Source organism: Streptomyces sp. NPDC053665 (assembly GCF_055585285.1).
In genome coordinates, this window is the sequence record NZ_JBVJKK010000007.1 from 327968 (window position 1) to 350789 (window position 22822).

Sequence of the window (22822 nt, forward strand, 5' to 3'; positions counted from 1 at the left end):
CCCCCGAGAGCCTCGGCGGCTCGGGACCGGAGCGGGCACGCCCATCATCAAAGTGTCATCAAGCGAACCCCAACACCTTCCGTCGGTATCCCTCGGTGACGTTGTGACTGATCACCGTTCTTGCCATCTGGCTCCGATTTTCAGGGTGGGACAGAGCAAACTCGTTCGCCATGGCTTGGATGTCTCCCAGGTCCATCACCATCCCTCTCCTCCTTTCGTCCGCCCCCTTGTCCCACGCCCAGATCTTCACGCCGTAGGTGCGGAGAAATTCTCTACGGTCCTCCTGATCCTTGGACTCCCAGACCTCCCCGTACTTCTTGCCCGTCACTCTCGGCGCCGGGTTGATCCTCTCCTCTTCCCACTTCGCCAGGAAAGCCACCTTCGCCGACAACCCTTTGTGCATGCGCCGGTACGACTCTTCCTGCCCCTCTGCGTCGTACTCACCTGCCAGGAAGTCGGCCTCCAGTTTTTCCAGGCGCGCCCTGGACGACTGAAGTTTCCCGGCCTGCGAAGGTCCCTTACCGACCCGCTCGTACATCTCCCACGTACCTACGCTCCCGCGGATTTCCTGATCGACCCATGCATCGAGCACATCAGCACGGACGTAGAGACCAGTAGTGCAGTTGCCGCCCTTGAACTTGTTGGAGCAGCGGTAATACCTGTGGCCGGGAACCCTCGTGCCGTCTTTCCTGGTGTGCCCAGAGTTCAGAAGAGAAGTGACAGGAGCTCCACAGCTGCCGCAGCGAGCGATACCGGCAAGCAGACTCTTGCCACCGGTACGGCTTTCCGCCCCTACGGGCTTGGGAGTCGGTTTGATCCTGTCGACCAGGTCTGCCCATTCATCCATGGACGCCAGGGGCTTCTCAGGCAGAACAACAGGGTTCCCCTCGGCATCCAGAACAGCCTCCCCTTTGTATGTGTAGATACCGGGCACCCAAGAGGAGCGGAGAAACTTGTTGATAATGGTCGATTGCCATTGCGTTCCCTTGGTTTGCTCCCCCTTCAACTTCCTGAGGTGGTCCCCCCAGGTGAGCACGCCACGACTGTTGAAGTCTCGGGCAATCCTGTGCGTGGACTGCCCCTCACGCACACGGGTGAAAATCTCTTCCACGTAGGGGTGGAAGTCCTGATCAATCTCCAGGACCTTCCTCATGCCTCCCTCCACGCTTTTGATGCGGTAGCCGGTAGGTGGAGCGCCCGTAAGCCATGAGCGGTTCTCCAGGCGGCTCTGGACTCCGTTGAGAATGCGCGCCTGGATGGTGTCCCACTCAGCCTCAGCGAAAACGGCTGTCATACGAGCCATCATCTTGCCTTGAGGGGTGCTCAGGTCGAACCCCTCCTCCACGCAGACGATGAACTTCCCGTTTTCCTGCGCCCACTCCATCAGTTCGCTGAAGTGCACTGAGCGACGCGTGAGCCTGTCCATCCTGGCTGCGATGAGCACGTCGAACTCATCAGCCCTGGCCGTGAGCCAACGTCCGAGCCTGGGACGCTTGAAGGGGGACAAGGAGCCGGATACGTCCGTGTCCTCCGCCTCCCCCACCAGGACGCCGGACAGGTGCGGGGAGCTGACGTGGTGTCGGATCACGCCGCGCTGCCACTCGATGGACGTGGAGCCGTCCGAGTCGGCAGAGAGGCGGAGACAGGCGAGGTAGCGCAGGGCGGGCTGCATGAGGGGAGGCTAGCGAAGGGTGTGTGCTTTGGTGATCAGCTTGCGATTACCGGGAGGCACACTTCATCGCCTCGCGCTCGTCCTCTACAGCCGGGTGACAACGGGGGCACCGGCTGCTCCGTCATGCTGGGAACTACCCTGGACGGGTGCGTGACAACACCCGACCGAATTCCGCCGCTCCCGGTGACCGTCTGGTCCGTACCGGAGCCGTCGTCTTCTTCGTCGGCGCCGTGGCCACTCTGGTCACGGTCGCCCCGTTGCTCCTCGGGACGACGCCCTTTCCGACGTACATGTTCGGGTTGAGCATGCTCATGGCCGTAGGTTTCCTGCTGGCCGGAGCGGGAGTGCTGCGTTCCGTGGCGGCCGGGCGGCGTCAGGCGCGCGCGGGGCGGTAGTCCGCCATCCACCGCGGGAATTCGGTCAGGTCACCGAGCACCACGTCCGCGCCCGCCGCGCGCAGTTCCTCCGGGGAGCACGGGCCGGTGGCCACCGCGACGGAGAGCGCGCCGGCCGTGCGGGCCCCGCGGACGTCCCCGACGTGGTCGCCGACGTAGACGCCCGCCTCGTGCTCGCGCAGGGCCTCCGCCTTCTGCTCGGCCCACAGGTCGCCGATGACGGCGTCGGGTTCGATGCCCAGGTGGGCGAGGTGCAGCTTTGCGTTGGGCTCGTACTTGGCGGTCACGACGATCGCCCGTCCCCCGGCCTCGCGCACGGCGGCCATGGCCTCGCGGGCGCCGGGCAGCGCGGGGGTCGCCTCGACGGCGTACGCCGGGTACATCTCCCGGTACAGGTCCGCCATCGCCGGCACCTCCTCGGCCGGGAACCAGTTGATCAGCTCCTCGGCCAGGGGCGGTCCGAGCCGGGTGACCGCCAGGTCGGCGTCGATGTGCACGCCCGTCCGCTCCGACAGCGCCAGGTAGCAGGCGCGGATGCCGGGGCGGGAGTCGATGAGGGTCATGTCGAGGTCGAAGCCGACGGTGAGCGCGGGCGAGGTGGTGTCAGCCATATGGGCCATTGTGCCCGGGCGCCGTCGACGCCGGCCGGGACCCCCTGACGGCCCGGCCCTCGCCCTGCGCATGCCGGCCGCCGCCTGCGAACGGGTGGCGGCCCCGCCCCTACGGGCGCTGACCAGGGCCCCGGACACCCCGACGGCCGTCGGCCCCTGTGGAGGGCGGTCGTCGCTGCGGACGGTGGCAGGTGCTGGGCTGCGGCCAGGGTCTGCGGTCGGTGAGCAGCGGTCCGGCGGGCGCGGGTGGCGGACCGTCGTCCGGGTGGGGGCGGCGGTGGTTGCGCGGGGGTGTCGGCCCGTCGTCGGCTATGCGCGGCGCTGGGAGCGCCAGACGAGGAACAGGGCCGAGGTGATCGCCGCCGCGCGTACCACCCACGGCCAGGTCTCCGACACCGCGTCGTTCAGGTGGCCCTCGGCGACGGGGTCGCCCCAGCGGTCGTTCATCCGGCCCCAGAGCCAGACCAGTCCCCCTGCCACGCACAGGCCGGGCAGGACGGCGACCGTCCACTTGGTCTCCGCCGGGGTGAGGCGGCGCGAGGCGTAGGCCAGGAGCCAGCCGAGGAGCAGGACGAACCAGTTGCCGAGGACGGCGCCCGTGACCAGGAGGCCGGCGGCGACCAGCAGGAAGGGGTTGCTCCAGCCCGGCGAGGGCAGGCCCGGGAAGCGGCGGCGGCCGCCGGGCTCCGGGGTCGCGGGGGCCGTCTCGACCGCCGGGGCGGTCCCGGCGGCGGGCTCGTCCGGTCCCTCGTTCTCCGGCTTGCGCTGCGGCGGCGGCTTGAGCAGGTCGGGCAGCTCCACCCCGCCCACGAACCCGGGCACCTCGTCGCCCACGCCGAACGGGCTGCTGTCCACCCGCCACCAGTCCGGCTCCACCGCGCTGCCGCCGAGTTCGTGCGCCGCGGCCAGGTGCGGCGGGGCCGCTCCCTCCGCGGGGGCCGGCCGGGCCTGTTCGGCGGCCCGGGACCGGCGGGGGCGCGGGACGATGCGCCGGACGCCTCCCTCGGGCCCTTCGTCCCGTCCCCGGGGCTCGCGCTCGCGCTGCACGGGCACGGCGGCGGGCGCGGTGCCCGGCGCGGCACCGGCGGTGTCCGGGCCGCCGCCGTCGGCCGCCGCCGCCACGACCTCGTCGGGGCTGCCCAGCCGGGTCAGGATGCGGCGCACGGCGGCGGGCGAGTCGACGGTGGCCTTGGCGCGGCGCCGGTCGATCTCGTTGCGCAGGTCGGCGACCAGGCGCATCCGGGTGGCCGAGGACAACTGCTGCTGCTGGGCCACGTCGCCGACGCGGCTCAGATACTCGTAAACGACCTGGTCGCTCTCAATCCCCACGAAGTCCCCTCCGGGGCGCATCCGTTGCGTGACGCCGTCGGACGACGGTACCGCGCGGGGCGGTGACCCGGCCAAATGCCCGTCCGCCGTCCGGGAGCGGGGCCCCGCACGGTCGGCCCGGGCGCCCGAGGCGACCCGCTACCGTGGACCGGATGAGCCCCGAGGACACGCCTTCGGCCCCCCGCTCCCTGGCGGAAGCGCTCCGCGCGCGGGGCGACGCTTCGCTGGGCGCGCTCCTGCGCAGCCGCCCGGACCTCATCACGCCCGTCCCCACCGACCTGACGCAGCTGGCGACGCGGGCGGGCACGCGTGCCTCGGTCGTCCGGGCCCTGGAGCGGCTGGACCGGTTCGCCCTGCAGACGGCGGAGGCGCTGGCGGTGGCCGGGGACCCGGCGGAGTACGGGGAGCTGCTCGGGCTCATGGCCGGGGACGAGGCGGACCCGGCCGTCGTCGCGGCGCTGCCGCACGCCCTGGACGTGCTGCGCGAGCAGGCCCTGGTGTGGGGTGGCGACGACCGGCTGCGGCTGGTGCGCACCGCGCGCGAGTTGCTGTCGCCCTCGCCGCAGCACCCCTCGCCGACGGGTCTGGGTCCGACGGTGCGGGAGGCCACCTCGGGGATGTCGCCGGGGCGGATCCAGGAGATCGTCACGGCGGCCGGGCTGCCCTCCACGCATGACTCGGTCTCCGCGGTGACCGCGCTGTCGGCGCTGTTCGGGGACCGGGAGCGGATGGCCGCCCTGCTCGACGGCGCCCCGGCCGACTCCCTGGAGGTGCTGGAGCGCCTGGTGTGGGGGCCGCCGTACGGGCAGGTCACGGCCGATCCGGCGCCCCGGTTGCGCTGGCTGCTGGACCGCGGGTTGCTGCTGCCGACCGCGCCCGGGACGGTCGTCCTGCCGCGTGAGGTCGCCCTGCACCTGCGGGGTGGTCGGGCCCATCGGGCGCCCGAGCCGGTGCCGCCGGCCGTCGAGGCCGCCGCCGCGTACCGTCCACAGGTTGTGGACAGCACCGCGGCCGGCCAGGCGTACACCGCGCTCGCGACCGTCGAGGAGCTGCTGAAGGACTGGGACGAGGGCGGTCCGGCGGTGCTGCGGGCCGGGGGTCTGAGCGTGCGGGACCTGAAGCGGACGGCGGTCGCGCTGGACGTGCCGGAGCCGGTCGCCGCGTTCTGGGTGGAACTGGCGTACGCGGCGGGCCTGATCGCCTCGGACGGGGAGGCCGACGAGCGCTACGCGGTGACCCCCGCCCACGACGAGTGGCGCGAGCAGCCCGCCGCCGAGCGCTGGGCGCGGCTGGTCACGGCCTGGCTGGCGGCGACCCGCACGGCGGGCCTGGTGGGCGGGCGCGACGCCAAGGACCGGACGCTGTCCGCGCTCGGGCCCGGACTCGACCGGTCGGCCGCGCCGGAGGTGCGGCACCGGGTGCTGACCCTGCTGGCCGGGCTGCCCGAGGGCGCCGCGCCGCCCGCCGCGTCGGTGCTCGCCCGGCTGCGCTGGGAGCGGCCCCTGCGTGGGGACCGGGGCGAGGACGATCTGCGCGGGCGGCTCGCCGAGTGGGCGCTGTCGGAGGCGGAACTGCTCGGTGTGACGGGCCGGGGCGCGCTGTCGGGCCACGGCCGGGCGCTGCTGGGCCTGCCGCCGGTCCCGGCGAAGGAGACCGGGGCACAGCCGTCCGGGCCGGGCGACAAGCTGCCCGTCCACCATCACCACCGTCCCGCTCCGCCCGCCCCGCTGAACGCGGCCGAGCAGGCCGTCGCCGCCGCGGCCGCGGCCCGGCTGCTCGCCCCGCTGCTGCCCGAGCCGCTGGACCACGTGCTGTTGCAGGCCGACCTGACGGCCGTGGCGCCCGGGCCCTTGCAGCGGCCGCTGGCCGACATGCTCGGGGTGCTCGCGGACGTCGAGTCCAAGGGCGGGGCCACCGTCTACCGGTTCACGCCCGGTTCGGTGCGCCGGGCGCTGGACGCCGGGCAGAGCGCCTCGGACCTGCACGCCTTCCTCGCCGCGCACTCCCGTACGCCGGTGCCGCAGCCGCTCGCCTACCTGATCGACGACGTGGCCCGCCGGCACGGGCACCTGCGCGTCGGCGCCGCGTCGTCGTACGTGCGCTGCGACGACGAGGCGGTGCTCAACGAGATCCTCGCCGACAAGCGGGCGGGCGGCCTGGGGCTGCGCCGGCTCGCCCCGACGGTGCTGGCCGCGCAGGCCGACCCGGCCGGGCTGCTGGAGGGGTTGCGGGCGATGGGCTTCGCGCCGGCCGCCGAGTCCGCCGAGGGCGATGTGCTGATCACGCGCGCGCTCGCCCACCGCACCCCGCCCCGGGGCGCGCCCGAGCCGGTTCCCGACGGCCCGCCGGTGCCCGACGACACCCTCCTGTCGGCCGCGCTGCGCGCGATCCGCGCGGGTGACCTCGCCTCCACCGCTCCGCGCAAGCCCGGTACGGCCCCGGCCGCGGACGGTGAACTGCCGCGCACCGGTCCGGCGGAGACGCTGGCCACCATGCAGGCCGCCGTCCTCACCGGCGAGGCCCTGTGGATCGGCTACGTCAACGCCGAGGGGGCCGCCAGCCAGCGGGTCATCGCCCCGATCCGGGTGGAGGGCGGTTTCGTCACGGCGTACGACCACACCGCCGACGAGGTCCGCACGTATCCGCTGCACCGGATCACCGGTGTCGCGGAGCTCGCGGACGACGCCGGCTGAGACCGCCCGGCGTCTCACCCGTACGGGTGCACGCCGGCGTTCATGCGCGCCACGCCGGGGAGTTCCCACCCTCGGGCGACCTTGCCGGGTGCGCCGCATCACGGGCCGGGCGCGGGGGCAGCCACCGGGTGTCCTGATGCGGCCCGGTCCCGGGAGGGGGCCCGGGCCGGTCGCCACCCGAAAGGAAGTGTCCCCATGCGCGCTGTCCGCCGTATCGCCGCCGTCCTGGCCACCGCCGTGCTGATGACGTGCGGTTCGCTCGCCACTCCGGCGGCCGCGGTGAGCATCGACATCGCCGGTCTCGTCCTGGAGACGCCGCAGATCTGATCCGTTCCGCACCGCCGGCAGGGAAGGGGTCCCGTCGTCCTCATGCGTGAGAAGTCCGCCGCCGCCGTCCTGTTCGCCGTCGCCCTGCTGGTCGGGGCCGCGCCCGCCGCCACAGCGGGGCCCGCGCTGCCGCTGCCCCTGCCGGTCGCCGGGGTGGAGCCCCTGATCACCGAGGGGGTGAGCGTCGAGGGCCCACTAGTGAACAACATCACCCTGCCCGCACAGAGGTGACAGCGCCCGGGTGTCCGGGTGTACGGGCGCCGGGCGCCCGTGTGTGGGCGGGGGGCGGCGGCGCCGGCAGGGCCCGGGGGCCAGGGCGCCGGACAGCCCGGGGTCAGGACGCCGGGGGGCCGGGGCGCCGGGGCGCCGGGGCGCCGGGGGGCCAGGGCGCCGGGGGCCAGGGCGCCGGACGGCCGGAGGGTCGGAGGGCCATAGGGCCGGGACACCGGACAGCCGGAGGATCCCGGAGGGCCGGGGCACCGGACAGCCGGGGGCCGAGGGGGCCCGCCGGGCAGCCGGGGGGCCGGGGGCCAGGGCGCCGGGCGGCCCCCGGGGGCGCCAGAGCGCCGGGGTACCGGAGGGCCCGCGGGCCGGGGCACCGGACGGCCCCGGGAGCCAGGGCACCGGACAACTGGGGGGCCGGGGCGCTGGACGGCCGGGGGTCCCGGGAGGCCGGGACGCCGGAGGACCGAGAGGCCGGACAACCGGAGGGCCGGAGAGCCGAGGCACCGGAGGGCCGGGGCATCGGGGGGCCAGGGCATCGGAGGGCCAGGGCGCCGGGGCGCTGGACGGCCCGGGTGCCAGGGCGCCGGACAGCCGGAGGGCCGGGACACCGAAGAGCCGGGGCGCCGGACGGACGGAGGGCCGGACGGCCATGGGCCAGGGCGCCGGACAGCCGGAGGGCCGGGACACCGAAGAGCCGGGGCGCCGGACGGACGGACGACCGGGGGGCCGGGGGCCGGAGGGCCGGAGAGCTGGGGCGCCGGAGGGCCCGGGTGCCGGGGCGTCGGGCGGTCGGAGGGCTGGGCGGCGCCGGGGAGCCGGGGGGCGGGCGCGCGTCACAGCGTGCGGTGGGGTGGATCAGGCACACTGGACGTTTGGCCGAGGCGTCGTGCTGTCGAGCCGTCCGAGCCCTCCGGCCGCAGAAAGGTGCCGCGCGTGAATGGTCCGCTGATCGTCCAGTCCGACAAGACCCTGCTCCTGGAAGTCGACCACGAGCAGGCCGGCGACTGCCGTCGGGCCATCGCCCCGTTCGCCGAGCTGGAGCGGGCCCCGGAGCACATCCACACCTACCGGGTGACCCCGCTGGGCCTGTGGAACGCGCGCGCCGCCGGCCACGACGCCGAGCAGGTCGTCGACGCGCTGGTGCAGTACAGCCGCTACCCGGTGCCGCACGCGCTGCTCGTGGACATCGCCGAGACGATGGACCGCTACGGCCGCCTCACCCTCTCCAAGCACCCCGCGCACGGACTGGTCCTGACGACCACCGACCGTCCGGTGCTGGAGGAGGTCCTGAAGTCCAAGCGGATCACCCCGCTGGTCGGCGCGCGGATCGACCCCGACACGGTGGCCGTGCACCCCTCGGAGCGCGGCCAGATCAAGCAGACGCTGCTGAAGCTGGGCTGGCCGGCGGAGGACCTCGCCGGGTACGTCGACGGCGAGGCGCACGCGATCGACCTGGCCGAGGACGGCTGGGCGCTGCGGCCGTACCAGCAGCAGGCCGTGGAGAACTTCTGGCACGGCGGTTCGGGCGTCGTCGTCCTGCCCTGCGGCGCCGGTAAGACGCTGGTCGGCGCGGGTGCGATGGCCCAGGCGAAGTCGACGACGCTGATCCTCGTCACCAACACCGTCTCCGCGCGGCAGTGGAAGCACGAGCTGGTGAAGCGGACCTCGCTGACCGAGGAGGAGATCGGCGAGTACAGCGGGACCCGCAAGGAGATCCGGCCCGTCACGATCGCCACCTACCAGGTGCTGACGACCCGGCGGAAGGGCGTCTACCCGCACCTGGAGCTGTTCGACTCCCGGGACTGGGGGCTGATCGTCTACGACGAGGTGCACCTGCTGCCCGCGCCGGTCTTCAAGTTCACCGCCGACCTCCAGGCCCGCCGACGGCTCGGGCTGACGGCGACCCTGGTCCGGGAGGACGGCCGGGAGTCGGACGTCTTCTCCCTGATCGGTCCCAAGCGGTTCGACGCGCCGTGGAAGGAGATCGAGGCGCAGGGCTACATCGCGCCCGCCGACTGCGTCGAGGTCCGCGTCAACCTCACCGACTCCGAGCGCCTGGCGTACGCCACGGCCGAGGCGGAGGAGAAGTACCGCTTCTGTGCGACGACCGCGACCAAGCGGAAGGTCACGGAGGCGATCGTGCGCCGGTTCGCCGGGCAGCAGATCCTGGTCATCGGCCAGTACATCGACCAGCTCGACGAGCTGGGCGAGCACCTCGGGGCGCCCGTGATCAAGGGCGAGACGTCCAACGCGCAGCGGGAGAAGCTCTTCGACGCCTTCCGCGAGGGCGAGATCAGCGTGCTCGTGGTGTCCAAGGTCGCGAACTTCTCGATCGACCTGCCGGAGGCGACGGTCGCGATCCAGGTGTCGGGCACCTTCGGCTCCCGGCAGGAGGAGGCCCAGCGCCTCGGCCGGGTGCTGCGGCCCAAGTCGGACGGCCACCAGGCGCACTTCTACTCCGTGGTCGCCCGGGACACCATCGACCAGGACTTCGCCGCCCACCGCCAGCGCTTCCTGGCGGAGCAGGGCTACGCGTACCGGATCATGGACGCGGACGAGCTGCTGGCGGGGAGCTGAGGTACGCGGGGCCCGCTCACCGAGGGCGGCGGACCACGCCGACCTCCTCCCCGTACTGACCGAGGACGATCACGTCGAAGGCGGCGCCCGCGAAGACCTTGACGGCGCGCAGGGCATCGCCGAGACGGTGGCGGTGGCTGCCCGCCACGGCGGTGGCGCCGGGCGGGCGGCCCGGTGCCGGGGCAGGGTGGATGGTGGCTGCGCTCATGTCTCCATGGTGCGTTTCGCCCCGTAAAGCCCGCGTCGGTCTCGGGACGGAACCTGCGGGCCGTGCGGGTACGCCCGTGGGCCGACCGGTCCCCCCGGGAAGGAGGGCTTGCGCCCGGTCGGTCCCCTAGGGGACGGAAAACGGTTCGCGGGCGGTGGTGCCGCTCCTCTAAGATCTCCGCTCTTGCCCGCCTCCCTCTCGGAGCGCCGCCGACCGGACGGAAACCGGTCGGCCTCACCGCCCTTCCCCCAGCAGGTCCCTCCGGAGGCACCCCCTTGTCCACGCCCGTCGACGATCCGCTCTCCCGTGAGCGCTCCCACCTCGCCGCGTCCCGTTCCGCCCTGCGCGCCATGCGTGAGGACGTCGAGGCCCTCGACATCACCGACGTCACCGCGAACTGGGTCAACGCCGAGGTGCTGGCCCGCCAGATCGAGGAGCGCGTCAAAGCCCTGGCCGACCTCAGCGACACCCCGCTGTTCTTCGGCCGGCTCGACTACCTGCACGCCCCGGGCGGCGACCGGGCCGAGGGAGCGGAGGGGGAACGCTTCTACATCGGGCGCCGCCATGTGCACGACCATGACGGCGACCCCATGGTCATCGACTGGCGGGCACCGGTCTCGCAGCCGTTCTACCGGGCGTCCAAGAAGGACCCGATGGACGTCGCGCTGCGCCGCCGCTTCGGCTACACCCGCGGCGACATCACGGCGTACGAGGACGAGCACCTCTCCGACCCGGCCGAGGCGGCCCGCACCAGCAAGCTGCTCCAGCAGGAGATCGAACGGCCCCGCGTCGGCCCGATGCGGGACATCGTCGCTACCATCCAGCCCGAGCAGGACGAGATCGTCCGGTCCGGGCTGGCCGGCTCGGTGTGCGTGCAGGGGGGCCCGGGCACCGGGAAGACCGCCGTCGGCCTGCACCGGGTCGCCTACCTGCTCTACGCGCACCGCGAGCGCCTGGCCCGCACGGGCACGCTGGTCATCGGGCCGAACCGGTCCTTCCTGCACTACATCGAGCAGGTGCTGCCCGCGCTCGGCGAACTGACCGTGCAGCAGGCCACCGTCGAGGACCTGGTGGCCCATGTGGAGATCAGGGGCACGGACGAGGCGGCGGCCGCGACCGTCAAGGGCGACGCCCGCATGGCCGAGGTGCTGCGCCGGGCGTTGTACTCGCACGTCACGATGCCCGCCGAGCCGGTCGTGGTGGTGCGCGGCTCCCGCCGCTGGCGGGTGCCGGCGTACGAACTGGAGGACATCGTCCGCGAGTTGCTCGAGCGGGACATCCGCTACGGCGCCGCGCGGGAGGCCCTGCCGCAGCGCATCGCGCACGCCGTGCTGGTGCAGATGGAGCGTTCGGGCGAGGCCCCGGACGACCGCGTGCAGGACGCGGTGGCCCGCAACACCGCGGTGAAGGCGGCCGTGAAGACGATCTGGCCGGCCGTCGACCCGGCGAAACTGGTGCTGCGGCTGCTGTCGGACGCGGAGTTCCTCGCCGAGCACGCGGAGGGGATCCTCGACGCGGACGAGCGGAAGGCGATCCTGTGGGCGAAGCCTGCCCGCAGTGTGAAGTCGGCCAGGTGGTCGGCCGCCGACGCCGTCCTGGTCGACGAGGCCACCGACCTGGTCCGGCGCACGCACTCCCTCGGGCACGTCGTCCTGGACGAGGCACAGGACCTGTCCCCCATGCAGTACCGGGCGGTCGGCCGCCGCTGCACCACCGGCAGCGCCACCGTTCTGGGCGACCTGGCCCAGGGCACGACGCCCTGGGCGACGCGCAGCTGGCAGGAGGCGCTGCGCCACCTCGGCAAGCAGGACGCGGTGATCGAGGAGCTGACGGCCGGTTTCCGCGTGCCGACGGACGTCATCACCTACGCCTCCCGGCTGCTGCCGGACATCGCCCCCGGCCTCACCCCGGTGGTGTCGATCCGGGAGAACCCGGGCCGCTTCGAGATCCGGCCGGTATCCGGCGCGGCGGACGTGGTCGACGCCTGCCGTGACGCGCTGCGGCACGAGGGCTCGACGGGCCTGATCGCGGCGGACGCGCGGATCCCGGAGCTGGCCGGGGCGCTGGAGCGGGCCGGGATCCCGTATCTGGGCCCCGGCGAGGAGACCACCCGCGAGACCCGGCTCACCCTGGTCCCGGCGTCCCTGGCCAAGGGCCTGGAGTACGACCACGTCGTCCTGGACGAGCCGCGCGCGGTGGTCGACGGCGAACCGGACGAGCGAACCGGCCTGCGCCGCCTGTACGTGGCCCTCACCCGGGCGGTGTCGGGCCTGACGGTCACGCACACGGCCCCGCTGCCCCCGCAACTCGCCCAGGGCCCGGGGGTGTCGGGCTAGGTCGCCGCCAGGGGGGCGGCGGGCGCGTGCCGGGCGGCGTCCACCGCGGCGCGCCACTCGGCCACCGCCTCCACCGACACCGGCGCGTCCCAGCCGCCCGGGCGGGCCGCGCCGCCGATGTGGAAGCCGTCGACGCCGGCCGCGCGCAGCACCGGCACGTGGTCGAGCCGCAGCCCGCCGCCCACCAGCACCTGCTGCTCGTAGCCCGGCTCACCGGCCCGTGCGGCCTCCGCGAGCAGCACGGGCAGCCCGTCGTCGACCCCGCCAGGGGATCCGGCCGTCAGGTACGTGTCGAGCCCGGGCAGCCCGTCCAGCTGCTTGCGCGCGGCGTCCCGGTCGGCGGCCCGGTCGATGGCCCGGTGGAAGGTCCAGGGGCATCCGTCCAGTGCGGCCACCACCCGCTCCACGGCCGGCAGGTCCACCGCGCCCCCGGCGTCGAGGAAGCCCAGCACGAACTCGCGCGCCCCGGCCTCCCGCAGCTCCGCGGCCGTACCGGCGAGCCGGTCGACGTCCCCCGCGGCGAAGCCGTCCGCGAGGCGGACCATCACCCGCAGGGGGATGTCGACGGCGCGCCGGATCCCGGCGACGGTGGCGGGCGACGGGGTGAGCCCGTCGGCCGCCATGTCGGTGACCAGCTCGAGGCGGTCCGCGCCTCCCTCCTGGGCGGCGACCGCGTCCTCGACGCCGAGGGCGATCACCTCCAGGACTGCACGCTTGCTCATGGGGCCCCTTCGTCGGCATGGCGGCGTTCGATGACAGGTCTAGTCCAATCACAGACTACGCTGCCCATTCCCACCGCCTCCCACGCCCCGGGGAGCGCCTCACCTGTAGATGTCGAGCTCCTCGGCCTCCACCCCGGCGAGTTCGAACACGGCGCCGCCGGCCGGCCGTCCCGTGTACAGCCGGACCAGGGTCGGCCCGTCGCCGATGAACCGGCCCGGGGGCCGCTCCCCGCCGCTCTCCCCCAGCCGCAGCGGCTCGTCCAGGTCGTCGAGGTCGGCGTGCAGCGGCACGTGGCCGCGCTCACGGGTGAGGCGGGCGAGCAGCGCCAGCGCGTCGGGCAGCCCGGCCCCGCCGTACGCCCCCGGTTCGCCCAGGGCGTCCCGCACGTCCCCGGCGTGCACCCACTCCCCCAGGGCGAGGCCGTCCAGCTTCCCGCCGGCCCGGGCGATCACCGGCCCGGCCGCGGTCATCCCGCGCTCCAGTTCGTCCACGACCTCGGCGTCGCTCCAGCCGGACCGCGCGGCGATGTCCCGGTCGTTGGACTCGGGCGAGAACACGTCCGGCCCCAGTGCGCCCTCCACCGCCCGGGTCAGCGCGGCCGAGCAGTGGGCCAGCACGTCCCGCACCGTCCAGCCCGGGCACGCGGCCACCGGCCGGGCGAAGTCCTCCGGGGCCCGGCCCCGCAGCAGCGGGATCAGCGCGTCCCGTTCCGTCGCGAGCAACCGCCCGGGCTGCTCGGGGTCCCGTACGTCGTGCACATCGGCAGGAGTCGTCATGACCCCCACGCTAGGTGCCCGGGCCGCCCCGGCGGGAGAATGCCCCCATGGCCGATCCCGAGATGCTGCGCACCCGCTTCGTCCGCGCCCTGGAGGGGGCCCGGGGCCCGGCGGGCGGGCCCGACCCGGTGCCCTACGCCGAGAACCTGCTGGCCCGCTGGCAGGAGCCCCAGCGCCGCTACCACACCGCCGAGCACCTCACCGCGGTCCTGGACCGCGTCGACGAGCTCCAGCGGTACGCCCGGGACCCGGACGTGGTGCGGCTGGCCGCCTGGTTCCACGACGCGGTGTACCTGCCCGACCGCTCCGAGAACGAGGAGCGCTCCGCCCGGCTGGCCGAGCGGGCCCTGCCGGAGGCGGGCGTCCCGGACGGCACGGTGGCCGAGGTGGCCCGGCTGGTCCGGCTCACCGTCACCCACGACCCGGCCGACGACGACCCCGACGGCCAGGTCCTGTGCGACGCGGACCTGGCCGTCCTCGCCGCCCCGCCCTCGGCGTACGCCGCGTACACCGCCGCCGTGCGCGCGGAGTACCACTTCGTGCCGAACGAGGCCTTCCGCACGGGCCGCGCCGCGATCCTGCGCCAACTGCTGGACCTGCCGCGGCTGTTCCGGACGCCGCACGGCGCGGCCGAGTGGGAGGCCACGGCCCGGTACAACCTGGCCTCCGAGCTGGAAATGCTGTCGCTGCCGGGCGTGGATCCCTCGTAGCCTGCCCGCCATGTGGACAACGGGTGCGGAACAGGTGGAGCAGGCCGTCGCCGAGTGCGTGGAGCTGCTGGGGGCGGTCACCGGCCGGGACTGGGAGGGCGTGCGGGCCGGGAGGCTGGAGTGGAGCTGCCGGCGGACGGCCGTGCACATCGCGGAGGACCTCATCGCCTACGCGGGCCAGTTGGCCGGACGGGAGCAGGAGTCGTACGCACCGTTCGAACTCGTGCTGGAGGAGGGCGCCGGCAACGCGGACGCGCTGCGGGTGATCGGCACGACGGGGGCGCTGCTGGCCGCCGCGGTCCGCACCACCCCGCGCGAGGTGCGGGCCTTCCACCCCTACCCGTTCCGCAGCGCGAACCGCGAGGGCTTCGCCGCGATGGGCGTGGCCGAGGTGCTGCTGCACACCCACGACGTCGCCGAGGGCCTGGGACTGGCCTACGAACCGGCCCCCGGGCTGTGTGATTTCGTGCTCACCCGGATCTTCCCGCACGTCCGGCCCGGCGAGAGCCCCTGGCGGACGCTGCTGTGGGCCACGGGACGCGGCGAGCTGCCCGGCCGGCCCCCGGTCGCCGGCTGGCGCTGGAGCAACAACCTGGTCCTCGGCACCGAGCGGCTCACCCTCCAGGGCGTCACCCCGGCGGCTGCCGCGGATCTCGCCGCGGTGGGCGACGGCGGCTTCGCGTGGATCGAGGGCGGCCCGGTCGAGGGCACCCGGGTGGGCGCCGGGCTGGTGCGCATGCAGTACGAGGACGGCGTCCACCTGCCGGAGTGGGGCATGTACGTGCTGGTCCGCCGCGAGGACGGCCGGGCGATCGGCGCGATGGGATTCCACGGCGTGCCGGACGCGCAGGGGCGGGTCGAGGTCGGCTACGACCTGGTCGAGGGCGCCCGGGGCCGCGGCCACGCGACCGAGGCGCTGGTCGCGCTGTCGCGGTGGGCACTGGACCGGCCGCAGGTGCGGACCGTCGTCGCGAACGTCGAGCGGGGCAACACGCCGTCGCAGAACGTGCTCGCGCGCGCCGGCTTCGCCCGGGTCGCCGAGGACCCCGAGCACCTGGCCTACGAGCTGCGCGAACCCGGCGACGGGTAGCGGCCCTTGGGCCGGCGCAGCCCCGCCGCGTGCAGCAGCCGCACCACCTCGCGGCTGCGCACCTCCACGGCACCGGCGGCCACCGCGTCCGCGTACCGCTGGGCGGGGATGTCGTAGTGGTCGCGCTCGAAGGCGCGGCGGGGCACGCCCAGGCGCTCGGCGAAGGCGTGGAGTTCGTCGTAGGAGACGTCGCTGACCAGGTGGGACCACATGCGGCCGTGGCCGGGCCAGGTCGGCGGGTCTATGTAGATCGTCACCCCGACCTCACGAGGACGCCGGATCGCCGAGGGCCTCGCCCAGCGACCCCACCGCGGCGACCTTCACCCCCGCCTCGCTGCACACCCAGTGCGGGTCGGGCCCCAACTCCGGCTCCACGTCCAGCGCGTGGGGCTGGCCCGTGCCGCACACCGGGCACAGGGGCCAGCGGCCGTACCGCTCCAGCAGGGCGTCCTGCACGTCCTGCGCGACCAGCCCGGCCACGTACCGCGCGCCCTCCGGCCACTGCTCGACCCACCAGCGCCGCTGCACGACGGACTCCTCGACCAGCGACACGACGTCCGCCTCGGCGACGCGTCCCGCGACGAGGTCGGCCAGCACGAGGGCGCGCGCGGCGTGCAGCGCCTGCTCCAGGGGGCTGATGGGTTCCATGCACCCATTGTGCGCACTCTTGACCCGCACGCCGCCCCGAAAATATCTTTCAGGGGTGACCCGCGACGTGAAGGAAATTTTCGCCCGGGACCGCGGCGGCCCCGGCGGCACGGTGGGCGCACCGCCCGCCCCCGCGGCCCTCGCGGCCAAGGTCCGCACGCTGGGCCCGTCGATGACACGCTCCATGCAGCGCGTCGCCGAGGCCGTCGCCGGCGACCCGGCCGGCTGCGCGGCGCTCACGGTCACCGGCCTCGCCGAGCTCACCGGCACCAGCGAGGCGACGGTCGTGCGCACCGCGCGGCTGCTGGGCTATCCGGGTTACCGGGACCTGCGGCTGGCCCTGGCCGGGCTCGCCGCGCAGCAGCAGTCGGGCCGGGCCCCGGCCATCACCACGGACATCGCCGTCGACGACCCCATCGCCGACGTCGTCGCCAAACTCGCCTACGACGAGCAGCAGACCCTCGCCGACACCGCGGCGGGCCTGGACACGGTGCAGCTGGGAGCGGCCGTCACCGCGCTGGCCGCGGCCCGGCGCACCGACGTGTACGGCGTGGGAGCGTCCGGGCTGGTGGCCCAGGACCTCACGCAGAAGCTGCTGCGCATAGGGCTGATGGCGCACGCGCACAGCGATCCGCACCTGGCCGTCACCAACGCCGTGCAGTTGCGCGCGGGCGACGTCGCGATCGCCGTCACCCACTCCGGGTCGACGGGGGACGTCATCGAACCGCTGCGGGTTGCCTTCGAGCGCGGCGCGACGACCGTGGCCATCACCGGCCGTCCGCACGGCCCCGTCGCCCAGTACGCCGACCATGTCCTGACCACGTCCACCGCCCGGGAGAGCGAGCTGCGCCCGGCGGCCATGTCGTCGCGGACCGGGCAGCTCCTCGTGGTGGACTGCCTGTTCGTGGGGGTGGCGCAGCGGACGTACGAGTCGGCGGCGCCGGCGCTCTCGGCGTCGTACGAGGCGCTGGCCCACCGGCACCGCTCCTGAGCCGGCCGCCCCGCCCGGCACCTCACGCACACGGAAAGAGCCGTCCATGACCTCCGCCTCCCGACCCCGTGACGTCCGCGCCGAGTTGGCGACCCTGACCACCGAGGCCTTCCGGCCGGAGCTCGCCGAGGTCGACCGGCTGCCCACGCTCGACCTCGCGCGGCTGATGAACGGGGAGGACGCGAGCGTGGCCGGGGCGGTCGCGGCGCGGCTGCCCGAGATCGCCGCCGCGATCGACGCCGTCGCCGCACGCATGGCCCGCGGCGGCCGGCTCGTCTACGCGGGCGCGGGCACCGCGGGCCGGCTGGGCGTCCTGGACGCCTCCGAGTGCCCGCCGACGTTCAACACCGACCCCTCGCGGGTCGTCGGCCTGATCGCGGGCGGCCCGCAGGCCCTGGTCACCTCGGTCGAGGGCGCGGAGGACTCCCCGGAACTGGCCCGGGCCGCCCTGGAGCCGCTCCGCCTGACCGCCGACGACACGGTGGTCGGCGTCTCGGCCTCCGGCCGCACCCCGTACGCGATCGGCGCGGTCGGGTACGCCCGGGAGCGGGGCGCCCTCACCGTCGGCCTGTCGTGCAACGCGGGCAGCCCCCTGGCGGCCGCCGCCGACCACGGCATCGAGGTCGTCGTCGGCCCCGAACTGCTCACCGGCTCCACCCGCCTGAAGGCCGGCACCGCGCAGAAGCTCGTCCTGAACATGCTCTCGACGATCACGATGATCCGCCTGGGCAAGACCTACGGGAACCTGATGGTCGACGTCCGCGCCTCCAACGACAAGCTCCGCGCCCGCTCCCACCGCATCGTCGCCCTCGCCACGGGCGCCGAGGACAAGGAGATCGAGGAGGCGCTGACCGCCACCGACGGCGAGGTGAAGAACGCGATCCTCACGATCCTGGCCGACGTGGACGCCCCGACGGCGGCGCGCCTGCTCCAGGAGTCCGGAGGGCACCTGCGGGCGGCCCTGGGCGCCCACGGGCAGGGCGGACCGGAGGACGGCCCCGCCTGAGGGCCCCGCCCCCGCGGCCCCGTGACGGCCCGGCGGTACTGCCGGGCCGTCACCGCCGGGAGCTCACGTGAGCAGCACCGTCGGACCGGACACCACCACCGCGACGCGCCGCTCCTCCTCCTGCCGCTGGTCCCGCTCCGCCTCCGCCTTGGCGGCGAGGGCCTCCACCGCCGCGTTGAACCGCTGCATCGACGTCGGGCGGTCCGGACCCAGCACGTACTCCTTGAGGACGCGGCGCTCGGCGGCCATCGGGTCGTGCCGGGGCTCGCGGACCGAGCGGAGGATCTCCGGCAGCCGGGTGCAGTCCCGGTCGAGGAGGTAGGCGCCCCCGGCCGTGGTGTAGGCGGCCCGGAACTCCGCGTCGGGCAGGTCGTTCGCGTTGGTCAGGACGTACGGCTTGAGGCTGGCCACGAAGTCCGCGACGACGGACGACACGTCGCTGACGAGCATGTCGGCCTCGTCGAAGCACGCGTACAGCGTCGGCAGCTGACCGGTGACCACCTCGTGCCGCAGGGGCCCCCGGCTCGCCCAGAACAGGCGGTGCCACTCGGCGCGCAGCTCGTGCCACTCGGCCTCGCCGTCCGGGCCCGGGACGCGGGCCTCGCGCGTCTGCTCGGCGTCGTCGCCGCGCAGCCGCCCGGACAGCTCGGCGAGCCGGTCGCGGATCTCGTCCATGCGCGGCCGGGCCTCGGCGATCGCGGACTGCGCCCGCTCGGCGTCCCGCCGCTCGTTGTCGGCGTTCAGCAGCTCCCGCACGGCCCGGTCCGCCTCGGCCGCAGCGGGCGAGCGCTTGCCGGTGAGGGGGTGCGGCTTGTAGAGGACCCGCACGTTCTCCGCGAGCAGCTTCTCGACCAGCGTCACACCCATCGGGATCAGGGACGTGTGGCAGTCGTCGTCGCTCCACCCCTCCCAGGTGGGCGCGTACAGCACGGTCGGCAGCGGCCCCGGCACGTGGTCGGCGTGCAGCCGGATCGACGACAACTGCGGGCGGCCCACCTCGACGATCGCGGAGTCGCTGATGGCGTGGCGCACCCGCTGGTAGCGGTCGCGTCCGGCCCGGCCGGCCACCCAGATCTCGTCGTAGACCTTGCTCACGCGGTTGCTGCTGGCGAGCTTGTCGCTGTCGCCGTGCCCGATGAACACGTGCTTGGCCTCGGCGACGCGCAGCATGTGCACGTTCTTGCCCGCGTTGCCCGGGTAGAGGACGACCCGCAGCTCGGGCAGTTCCAACAGCGCCACGTCGTCCGCCTTCGGCACGCACAGCACGGGGATCCGCGTCCGGCTCAGGAAGCGGAACGAGGCCCGCTCGCGCAGGATGATCAGCGGCCGGCGGTCGAGCTGCTCCAGCGTCTCGATCCACATGTTGACCTGGTACATGAAGTCGCGGGAGACGGACGCGAAGCTGAAGTACAGGGCCACCTCGGGGCGGTACCCGGCCAGCTGCCGGTTCACCTCGGCGATCACCTCGTCCCGGCCGGGCATCCGGCGGGCCCGGCGCAGCTGACCGAGCAGCGCCACCACGGCTGCCGCCGTCAGTCCGGCCGTCAGCGCGTACCCGGTCCCGGCGGCCTGCCACGCGCCCGCGGCCAGCGCCACGAGCAGCCCCGCGTGCGCGGGCAGGTCGAGGTGCAGCAGCTTGCGCAGGAAGCGCCGGTACAGGAAGGCGGGCGGGGACTGCGGGATGCCCGCCCCGCTCATGTCGAGGTTGCGCACCACCACGGGCAGCACGCGGCGCCGCCGGATCGCGTGGTGCACGGCCGAGTAAAGGATCACCAGGGTGAAGTGCAGACTGAACACGGCCAGCGCGCCGACCAGCACGGTGTCGGGGGCGCCCAGGCGCTCCGCCAGGGCGAGCAGCATCACCGTCCGCACGGCGAACCGCAGGGTGCGGGTCAGCTGCAGCGCGGCCAGCCGCCGCACGAAGGCGGGGGCACGGGTGTGCAGCACCTCGTCGGCCACGTAGGTCACCAGCGAGGCCGCGGCGAAGCCCCACAGCGACGGCAGCAGCGCGAAGACGGGCAGTGCGGCGAAGCCGGCGGCGAACAGGAACACGAGCAGAAGGTCGGTCTTCCCGCGCACACGCAGGACACCGCACAGCCAACGGAACGTCATGGACAGGCTTTCTCTCGGGCAGACGTGCATTCCGGGCGGCGTGCGGTGGGGCGGACGCCGGGGTGTACGCGCGATACGCCTGTTAGACGGTGATCAGGGCCGTTTGGTTGTACACCCTTCGATCATCCGTACGTCACCGCGACGTCACCTCCCGATCGGTCCGCCGGCCGGCGGAGGACAATGGGGGGCATGAACCACGCCCAGCTGACCGCACTCGGCCGTGCCCTCCGTCTGCTCGGTGAGCACGGCGAGGCCCTGACCAGCGACACGCCGGACGCCAAGCTGCACGAGGTCAGGGCGGATCTGCGGCGGGCCCTGGACCTGCTGGAGGAGAGCGTCTCGAACGCCGCGCCCAGCACCCGCTGCCCCGAGCACCCGAACGGGCCGGTCGACGAGGCCGCCCCGGACCGGTGCCTGCTGTGCGAGACCCGGCGCAGGGCGGCCCGCCGGGCGGAGTTCAACGGCCCCGCCCCGCACCAGCCGCAGAGCGAGCCGGTCCAGACCCGCTACGGCGTGCGCGGCGACCGCCCCCAGCCCCAGCAGCGCTGGCTGCCGGAGCTGTGGAACGGCCAGAGCTGGCAGCTGTGCGGCACCCCGCGCCGCGACCGCCGCGAGGCCGAGCTGTACATCGCGGCCCAGCGCCGCGCACCCCGGGCGGCCATGGCGTACCGGCTGGTGCACGAGTTCACCGACTACGAGGTGCTGCGCGTGTGGGGCACCCCCGTACGCGTCGACATCGAGCCGATGGGCAACCTCTAGCCGCCCGCCCGTACGGCCCTCCCCTGCGCGCCCCTGACATCTGTCAGTACCGGCACCACCCGCCCCTTCCCTAGGTTCTCCAGCGTCCGCACGACCAGGACAGGACCAGAAGGAGAAAACGGTGGCGAAGTGGCGGTCTTTGCAGGCGCTCGCCGTGGCGTCGGCGGCGGTGGCGGCGGTTCTCGCGTCGTCCGGCAACGCCGGTGCGACGGACGGCGCGGGATGCCCCAGCGACGAAGTGATGTGCTACGGCTGGAGCGGCAACTGGAACAAGGACGGGGGAGCGATCAGCTACTTCCGTGGTAACGCGTGGGACCTCAACCTCGACCGGTACGTGGGCAGCGGCACCGGCTCCGGCCAGGCCATCGGCAACAACGACGGCTCCCTCTTCGTGAACGCGCTCGACCGGACCCGCACGATCTACTACAACCCGTCCGTCGGCGGTGCCCGTCCCTCGGGTTACAACATCACCTACGGCTTCGGTGTCCGTACCTGCAACAACCACACCGGCACGACCAACTGGGGTGTCCTGCCCTGGTACATCTGCAACAACGCCCGTTCCCACTTCGTCAACTGACCGGACGGCGGTGGGCGTTCGAGGCCGCTCAGCGGCCCGGCGCCCACCGCGCACCGGACGCAGCCGCACACGAGGGAGAACCAGGCCGATGGGCGAGACAGGGCGTTCGACACGAAGGACCGGCGCGTGGGCGCTGTGCGGTCTGCTGCCGCTGCTGACCGCGCTCGGGTGCGCCGCGCCCGACGGGGGCGGTCCGCCGAAGGACGGGCCCCCGCCGATCAGGGTGACCCGGATCAGCGACCCCGCGAACGTGGAGCAGCCGCTGAACCGGTACATCATGACGCAGCGCCAGACGCAGCTGATGTTCGCGGCGGAGCAGCGGCTGCGGACGGAGTGTGCGCAGCGCTTCGGACTGAGCTGGGAGCCGCCTCCGGTCGACCTCGACGTCCCGGACACCTTCCGCTACGGAGCCGACGCGTACATCCGCTACGACGAGGCCGCCGCCCGCCGGCACGGGTACCACGCCCCTGCCGGGAACGGTGAGCGGAGCACCGCGGAGGGGACCACGACCGGCACCGCCGCCGAGCAGCCGTCCGGCCCCCGGGTGTCACCGCGGCTGCGCACGGTCCTCACCGGTCAGGGCAGCGGCACCGTCGGCGGCAGGAAGGTGCCGGACGGCGGCTGCGTCGAGGAGGCCCGCCGCACCCTGCGCGAGGGCACCGACCCGAAGTGGGACGAGAACTATCCCAACGGCCTCGCCATCAACCTCCAGGGCAGGATCGGCGAGGACCCCCGGGTGGTCGAGGTCCTGGCCGACTGGAGCGCCTGCATGAAGCGGGCCGGCTTCGACTACGGCAAGCCCCAGGACGCCTGGGCCGACCCGCGGTGGGAGGCCTCGGACACCCCCACCGCCCACGAGAGGGCGGTGGCGGTCGCCGAGGTCCGCTGCGGCCGCACGGCACGCGTCGCCGAGACCATGGCCGCCGTCGAACGGGCCTACCAGGAGCGCGTCGCCGACGACCGGAGCCAGGAGCTCGCGGAGTACGACCGGGGCAAGGAGGCCGTCATGCGGCGGGTCGCCGAACTCCTGGGCCGCTAGCCCACACACGCCGAGAGG

22 protein-coding genes are annotated in these 22822 nt (G+C 74.1%); 13 read left to right on the plus strand and 9 right to left on the minus strand.

Features of this window, described 5'->3' with window-relative positions; genetic code table 11:
* Window positions 1-58: 58 nt before the first annotated feature.
* Window positions 59-1672 (minus strand): recombinase family protein, encoded by a 1614-nt coding sequence (locus ACZ6ZN_RS27270; RefSeq protein WP_469650294.1) that lies wholly within the window; start codon window positions 1670-1672, stop codon window positions 59-61.
* 146 nt (window positions 1673-1818) lie between these two features.
* Here ACZ6ZN_RS27270 and ACZ6ZN_RS27275 point away from each other — a divergent pair, with 146 nt between their 5' ends.
* Complete coding sequence (locus tag ACZ6ZN_RS27275) at window positions 1819-2067, plus strand: hypothetical protein (RefSeq protein ID WP_451878826.1); 249 nt, start codon at window positions 1819-1821, stop codon at window positions 2065-2067.
* Here ACZ6ZN_RS27275 and ACZ6ZN_RS27280 read toward each other — a convergent pair.
* Both ACZ6ZN_RS27280 and ACZ6ZN_RS27285 read right to left on the minus strand, forming a co-directional pair.
* A complete protein-coding gene (locus tag ACZ6ZN_RS27280; RefSeq protein WP_469650297.1) occupies window positions 2046-2678 on the minus strand; it encodes an HAD family hydrolase in 633 nt (210 codons plus the stop codon). The genes ACZ6ZN_RS27275 and ACZ6ZN_RS27280 overlap by 22 nt on opposite strands.
* A gap of 309 nt (window positions 2679-2987) precedes the next feature.
* On the minus strand, window positions 2988-4007 hold the full coding sequence (locus ACZ6ZN_RS27285) for a hypothetical protein (RefSeq protein WP_469650299.1): 1020 nt from the start codon (window positions 4005-4007) through the stop codon (window positions 2988-2990).
* A 152-nt stretch (window positions 4008-4159) separates the two neighbouring features.
* Between ACZ6ZN_RS27285 and ACZ6ZN_RS27290 the strand changes: the two genes are divergently transcribed.
* From ACZ6ZN_RS27290 to ACZ6ZN_RS27305, 4 genes are all read left to right on the plus strand, one after another.
* Complete coding sequence (locus ACZ6ZN_RS27290) at window positions 4160-6700, plus strand: helicase-associated domain-containing protein (protein ID WP_469650302.1); 2541 nt, start codon at window positions 4160-4162, stop codon at window positions 6698-6700.
* 195 nt (window positions 6701-6895) lie between these two features.
* Entirely contained in the window at window positions 6896-7027 is a 132-nt protein-coding gene (locus ACZ6ZN_RS27295; RefSeq protein ID WP_398110925.1) for a hypothetical protein, read from the plus strand.
* Between the two features lie 42 nt (window positions 7028-7069).
* Window positions 7070-7258, plus strand: coding sequence for a hypothetical protein (locus ACZ6ZN_RS27300; protein ID WP_469650305.1), 189 nt, complete (start codon window positions 7070-7072; stop codon window positions 7256-7258).
* A gap of 927 nt (window positions 7259-8185) precedes the next feature.
* Window positions 8186-9829, plus strand: a complete 1644-nt coding sequence (locus ACZ6ZN_RS27305) for a DNA repair helicase XPB (RefSeq protein ID WP_398110923.1) — start codon at window positions 8186-8188, stop codon at window positions 9827-9829.
* Between the two features lie 16 nt (window positions 9830-9845).
* Here the strand turns inward: ACZ6ZN_RS27305 and ACZ6ZN_RS27310 are convergent, their stop codons facing one another.
* Entirely contained in the window at window positions 9846-10037 is a 192-nt protein-coding gene (locus tag ACZ6ZN_RS27310) for a hypothetical protein (protein WP_363119841.1), read from the minus strand.
* Window positions 10038-10312: 275 nt separating this feature from the next.
* Between ACZ6ZN_RS27310 and ACZ6ZN_RS27315 the strand changes: the two genes are divergently transcribed.
* Complete coding sequence (locus ACZ6ZN_RS27315) at window positions 10313-12373, plus strand: HelD family protein (protein WP_469650308.1); 2061 nt, start codon at window positions 10313-10315, stop codon at window positions 12371-12373.
* Here the strand turns inward: ACZ6ZN_RS27315 and ACZ6ZN_RS27320 are convergent.
* A complete protein-coding gene (locus ACZ6ZN_RS27320; protein WP_469650310.1) occupies window positions 12370-13095 on the minus strand; it encodes a copper homeostasis protein CutC in 726 nt (241 codons plus the stop codon). The two genes, ACZ6ZN_RS27315 and ACZ6ZN_RS27320, sit on opposite strands and share 4 nt — an antisense overlap.
* A gap of 99 nt (window positions 13096-13194) precedes the next feature.
* Entirely contained in the window at window positions 13195-13872 is a 678-nt protein-coding gene (locus ACZ6ZN_RS27325; RefSeq protein ID WP_469650312.1) for a maleylpyruvate isomerase family mycothiol-dependent enzyme, read from the minus strand.
* Between the two features lie 47 nt (window positions 13873-13919).
* Here ACZ6ZN_RS27325 and ACZ6ZN_RS27330 point away from each other — a divergent pair, with 47 nt between their 5' ends.
* Together ACZ6ZN_RS27330 and ACZ6ZN_RS27335 are read left to right on the plus strand one after the other, a co-directional pair.
* A complete protein-coding gene (locus ACZ6ZN_RS27330; protein ID WP_469650314.1) occupies window positions 13920-14582 on the plus strand; it encodes an HD domain-containing protein in 663 nt (220 codons plus the stop codon).
* Window positions 14583-14592: 10 nt separating this feature from the next.
* Window positions 14593-15672 carry a GNAT family N-acetyltransferase gene (locus ACZ6ZN_RS27335; RefSeq protein WP_469650316.1) on the plus strand — a complete coding sequence of 360 codons (1080 nt, stop codon included), beginning with the start codon at window positions 14593-14595 and terminating at the stop codon, window positions 15670-15672.
* On the opposite strand, the gene ACZ6ZN_RS27340 is transcribed toward ACZ6ZN_RS27335, so the two are convergent.
* Both ACZ6ZN_RS27340 and ACZ6ZN_RS27345 read right to left on the minus strand, forming a co-directional pair.
* Complete coding sequence (locus tag ACZ6ZN_RS27340; protein WP_398110917.1) at window positions 15642-15929, minus strand: DUF4031 domain-containing protein; 288 nt, start codon at window positions 15927-15929, stop codon at window positions 15642-15644. The two genes, ACZ6ZN_RS27335 and ACZ6ZN_RS27340, sit on opposite strands and share 31 nt — an antisense overlap.
* A 7-nt stretch (window positions 15930-15936) precedes the next feature.
* Window positions 15937-16320: a hypothetical protein gene (locus ACZ6ZN_RS27345; protein ID WP_451876775.1), complete on the minus strand. Its 384-nt coding sequence runs from the start codon at window positions 16318-16320 to the stop codon at window positions 15937-15939.
* Window positions 16321-16375: 55 nt separating this feature from the next.
* Here ACZ6ZN_RS27345 and ACZ6ZN_RS27350 point away from each other — a divergent pair, with 55 nt between their 5' ends.
* Both ACZ6ZN_RS27350 and murQ read left to right on the plus strand, forming a co-directional pair.
* The gene (locus tag ACZ6ZN_RS27350; protein ID WP_469650319.1) at window positions 16376-17311 is read left to right on the plus strand and encodes a MurR/RpiR family transcriptional regulator; all 936 of its coding nucleotides are present in this window, start codon (window positions 16376-16378) and stop codon (window positions 17309-17311) included.
* 46 nt (window positions 17312-17357) lie between these two features.
* On the plus strand, window positions 17358-18317 hold the full coding sequence (gene murQ, locus ACZ6ZN_RS27355) for an N-acetylmuramic acid 6-phosphate etherase (protein ID WP_469650321.1): 960 nt from the start codon (window positions 17358-17360) through the stop codon (window positions 18315-18317).
* Window positions 18318-18380: 63 nt separating this feature from the next.
* On the opposite strand, the gene ACZ6ZN_RS27360 is transcribed toward murQ, so the two are convergent.
* Window positions 18381-20429, minus strand: coding sequence for a hypothetical protein (locus ACZ6ZN_RS27360; RefSeq protein WP_469650323.1), 2049 nt, complete (start codon window positions 20427-20429; stop codon window positions 18381-18383).
* A gap of 189 nt (window positions 20430-20618) precedes the next feature.
* On the opposite strand from ACZ6ZN_RS27360, the gene ACZ6ZN_RS27365 reads away from it, so the two are divergent.
* The 3 genes from ACZ6ZN_RS27365 to ACZ6ZN_RS27375 all read left to right on the plus strand — a co-directional run bounded on the left by ACZ6ZN_RS27365 (window position 20619) and on the right by ACZ6ZN_RS27375 (window position 22804).
* The gene (locus ACZ6ZN_RS27365; RefSeq protein ID WP_398110913.1) at window positions 20619-21188 is read left to right on the plus strand and encodes a hypothetical protein; all 570 of its coding nucleotides are present in this window, start codon (window positions 20619-20621) and stop codon (window positions 21186-21188) included.
* 121 nt (window positions 21189-21309) lie between these two features.
* On the plus strand, window positions 21310-21765 hold the full coding sequence (locus tag ACZ6ZN_RS27370) for a hypothetical protein (RefSeq protein ID WP_451876778.1): 456 nt from the start codon (window positions 21310-21312) through the stop codon (window positions 21763-21765).
* Between the two features lie 88 nt (window positions 21766-21853).
* Complete coding sequence (locus tag ACZ6ZN_RS27375) at window positions 21854-22804, plus strand: hypothetical protein (RefSeq protein ID WP_469650324.1); 951 nt, start codon at window positions 21854-21856, stop codon at window positions 22802-22804.
* Window positions 22805-22822: the final 18 nt, after the last annotated feature.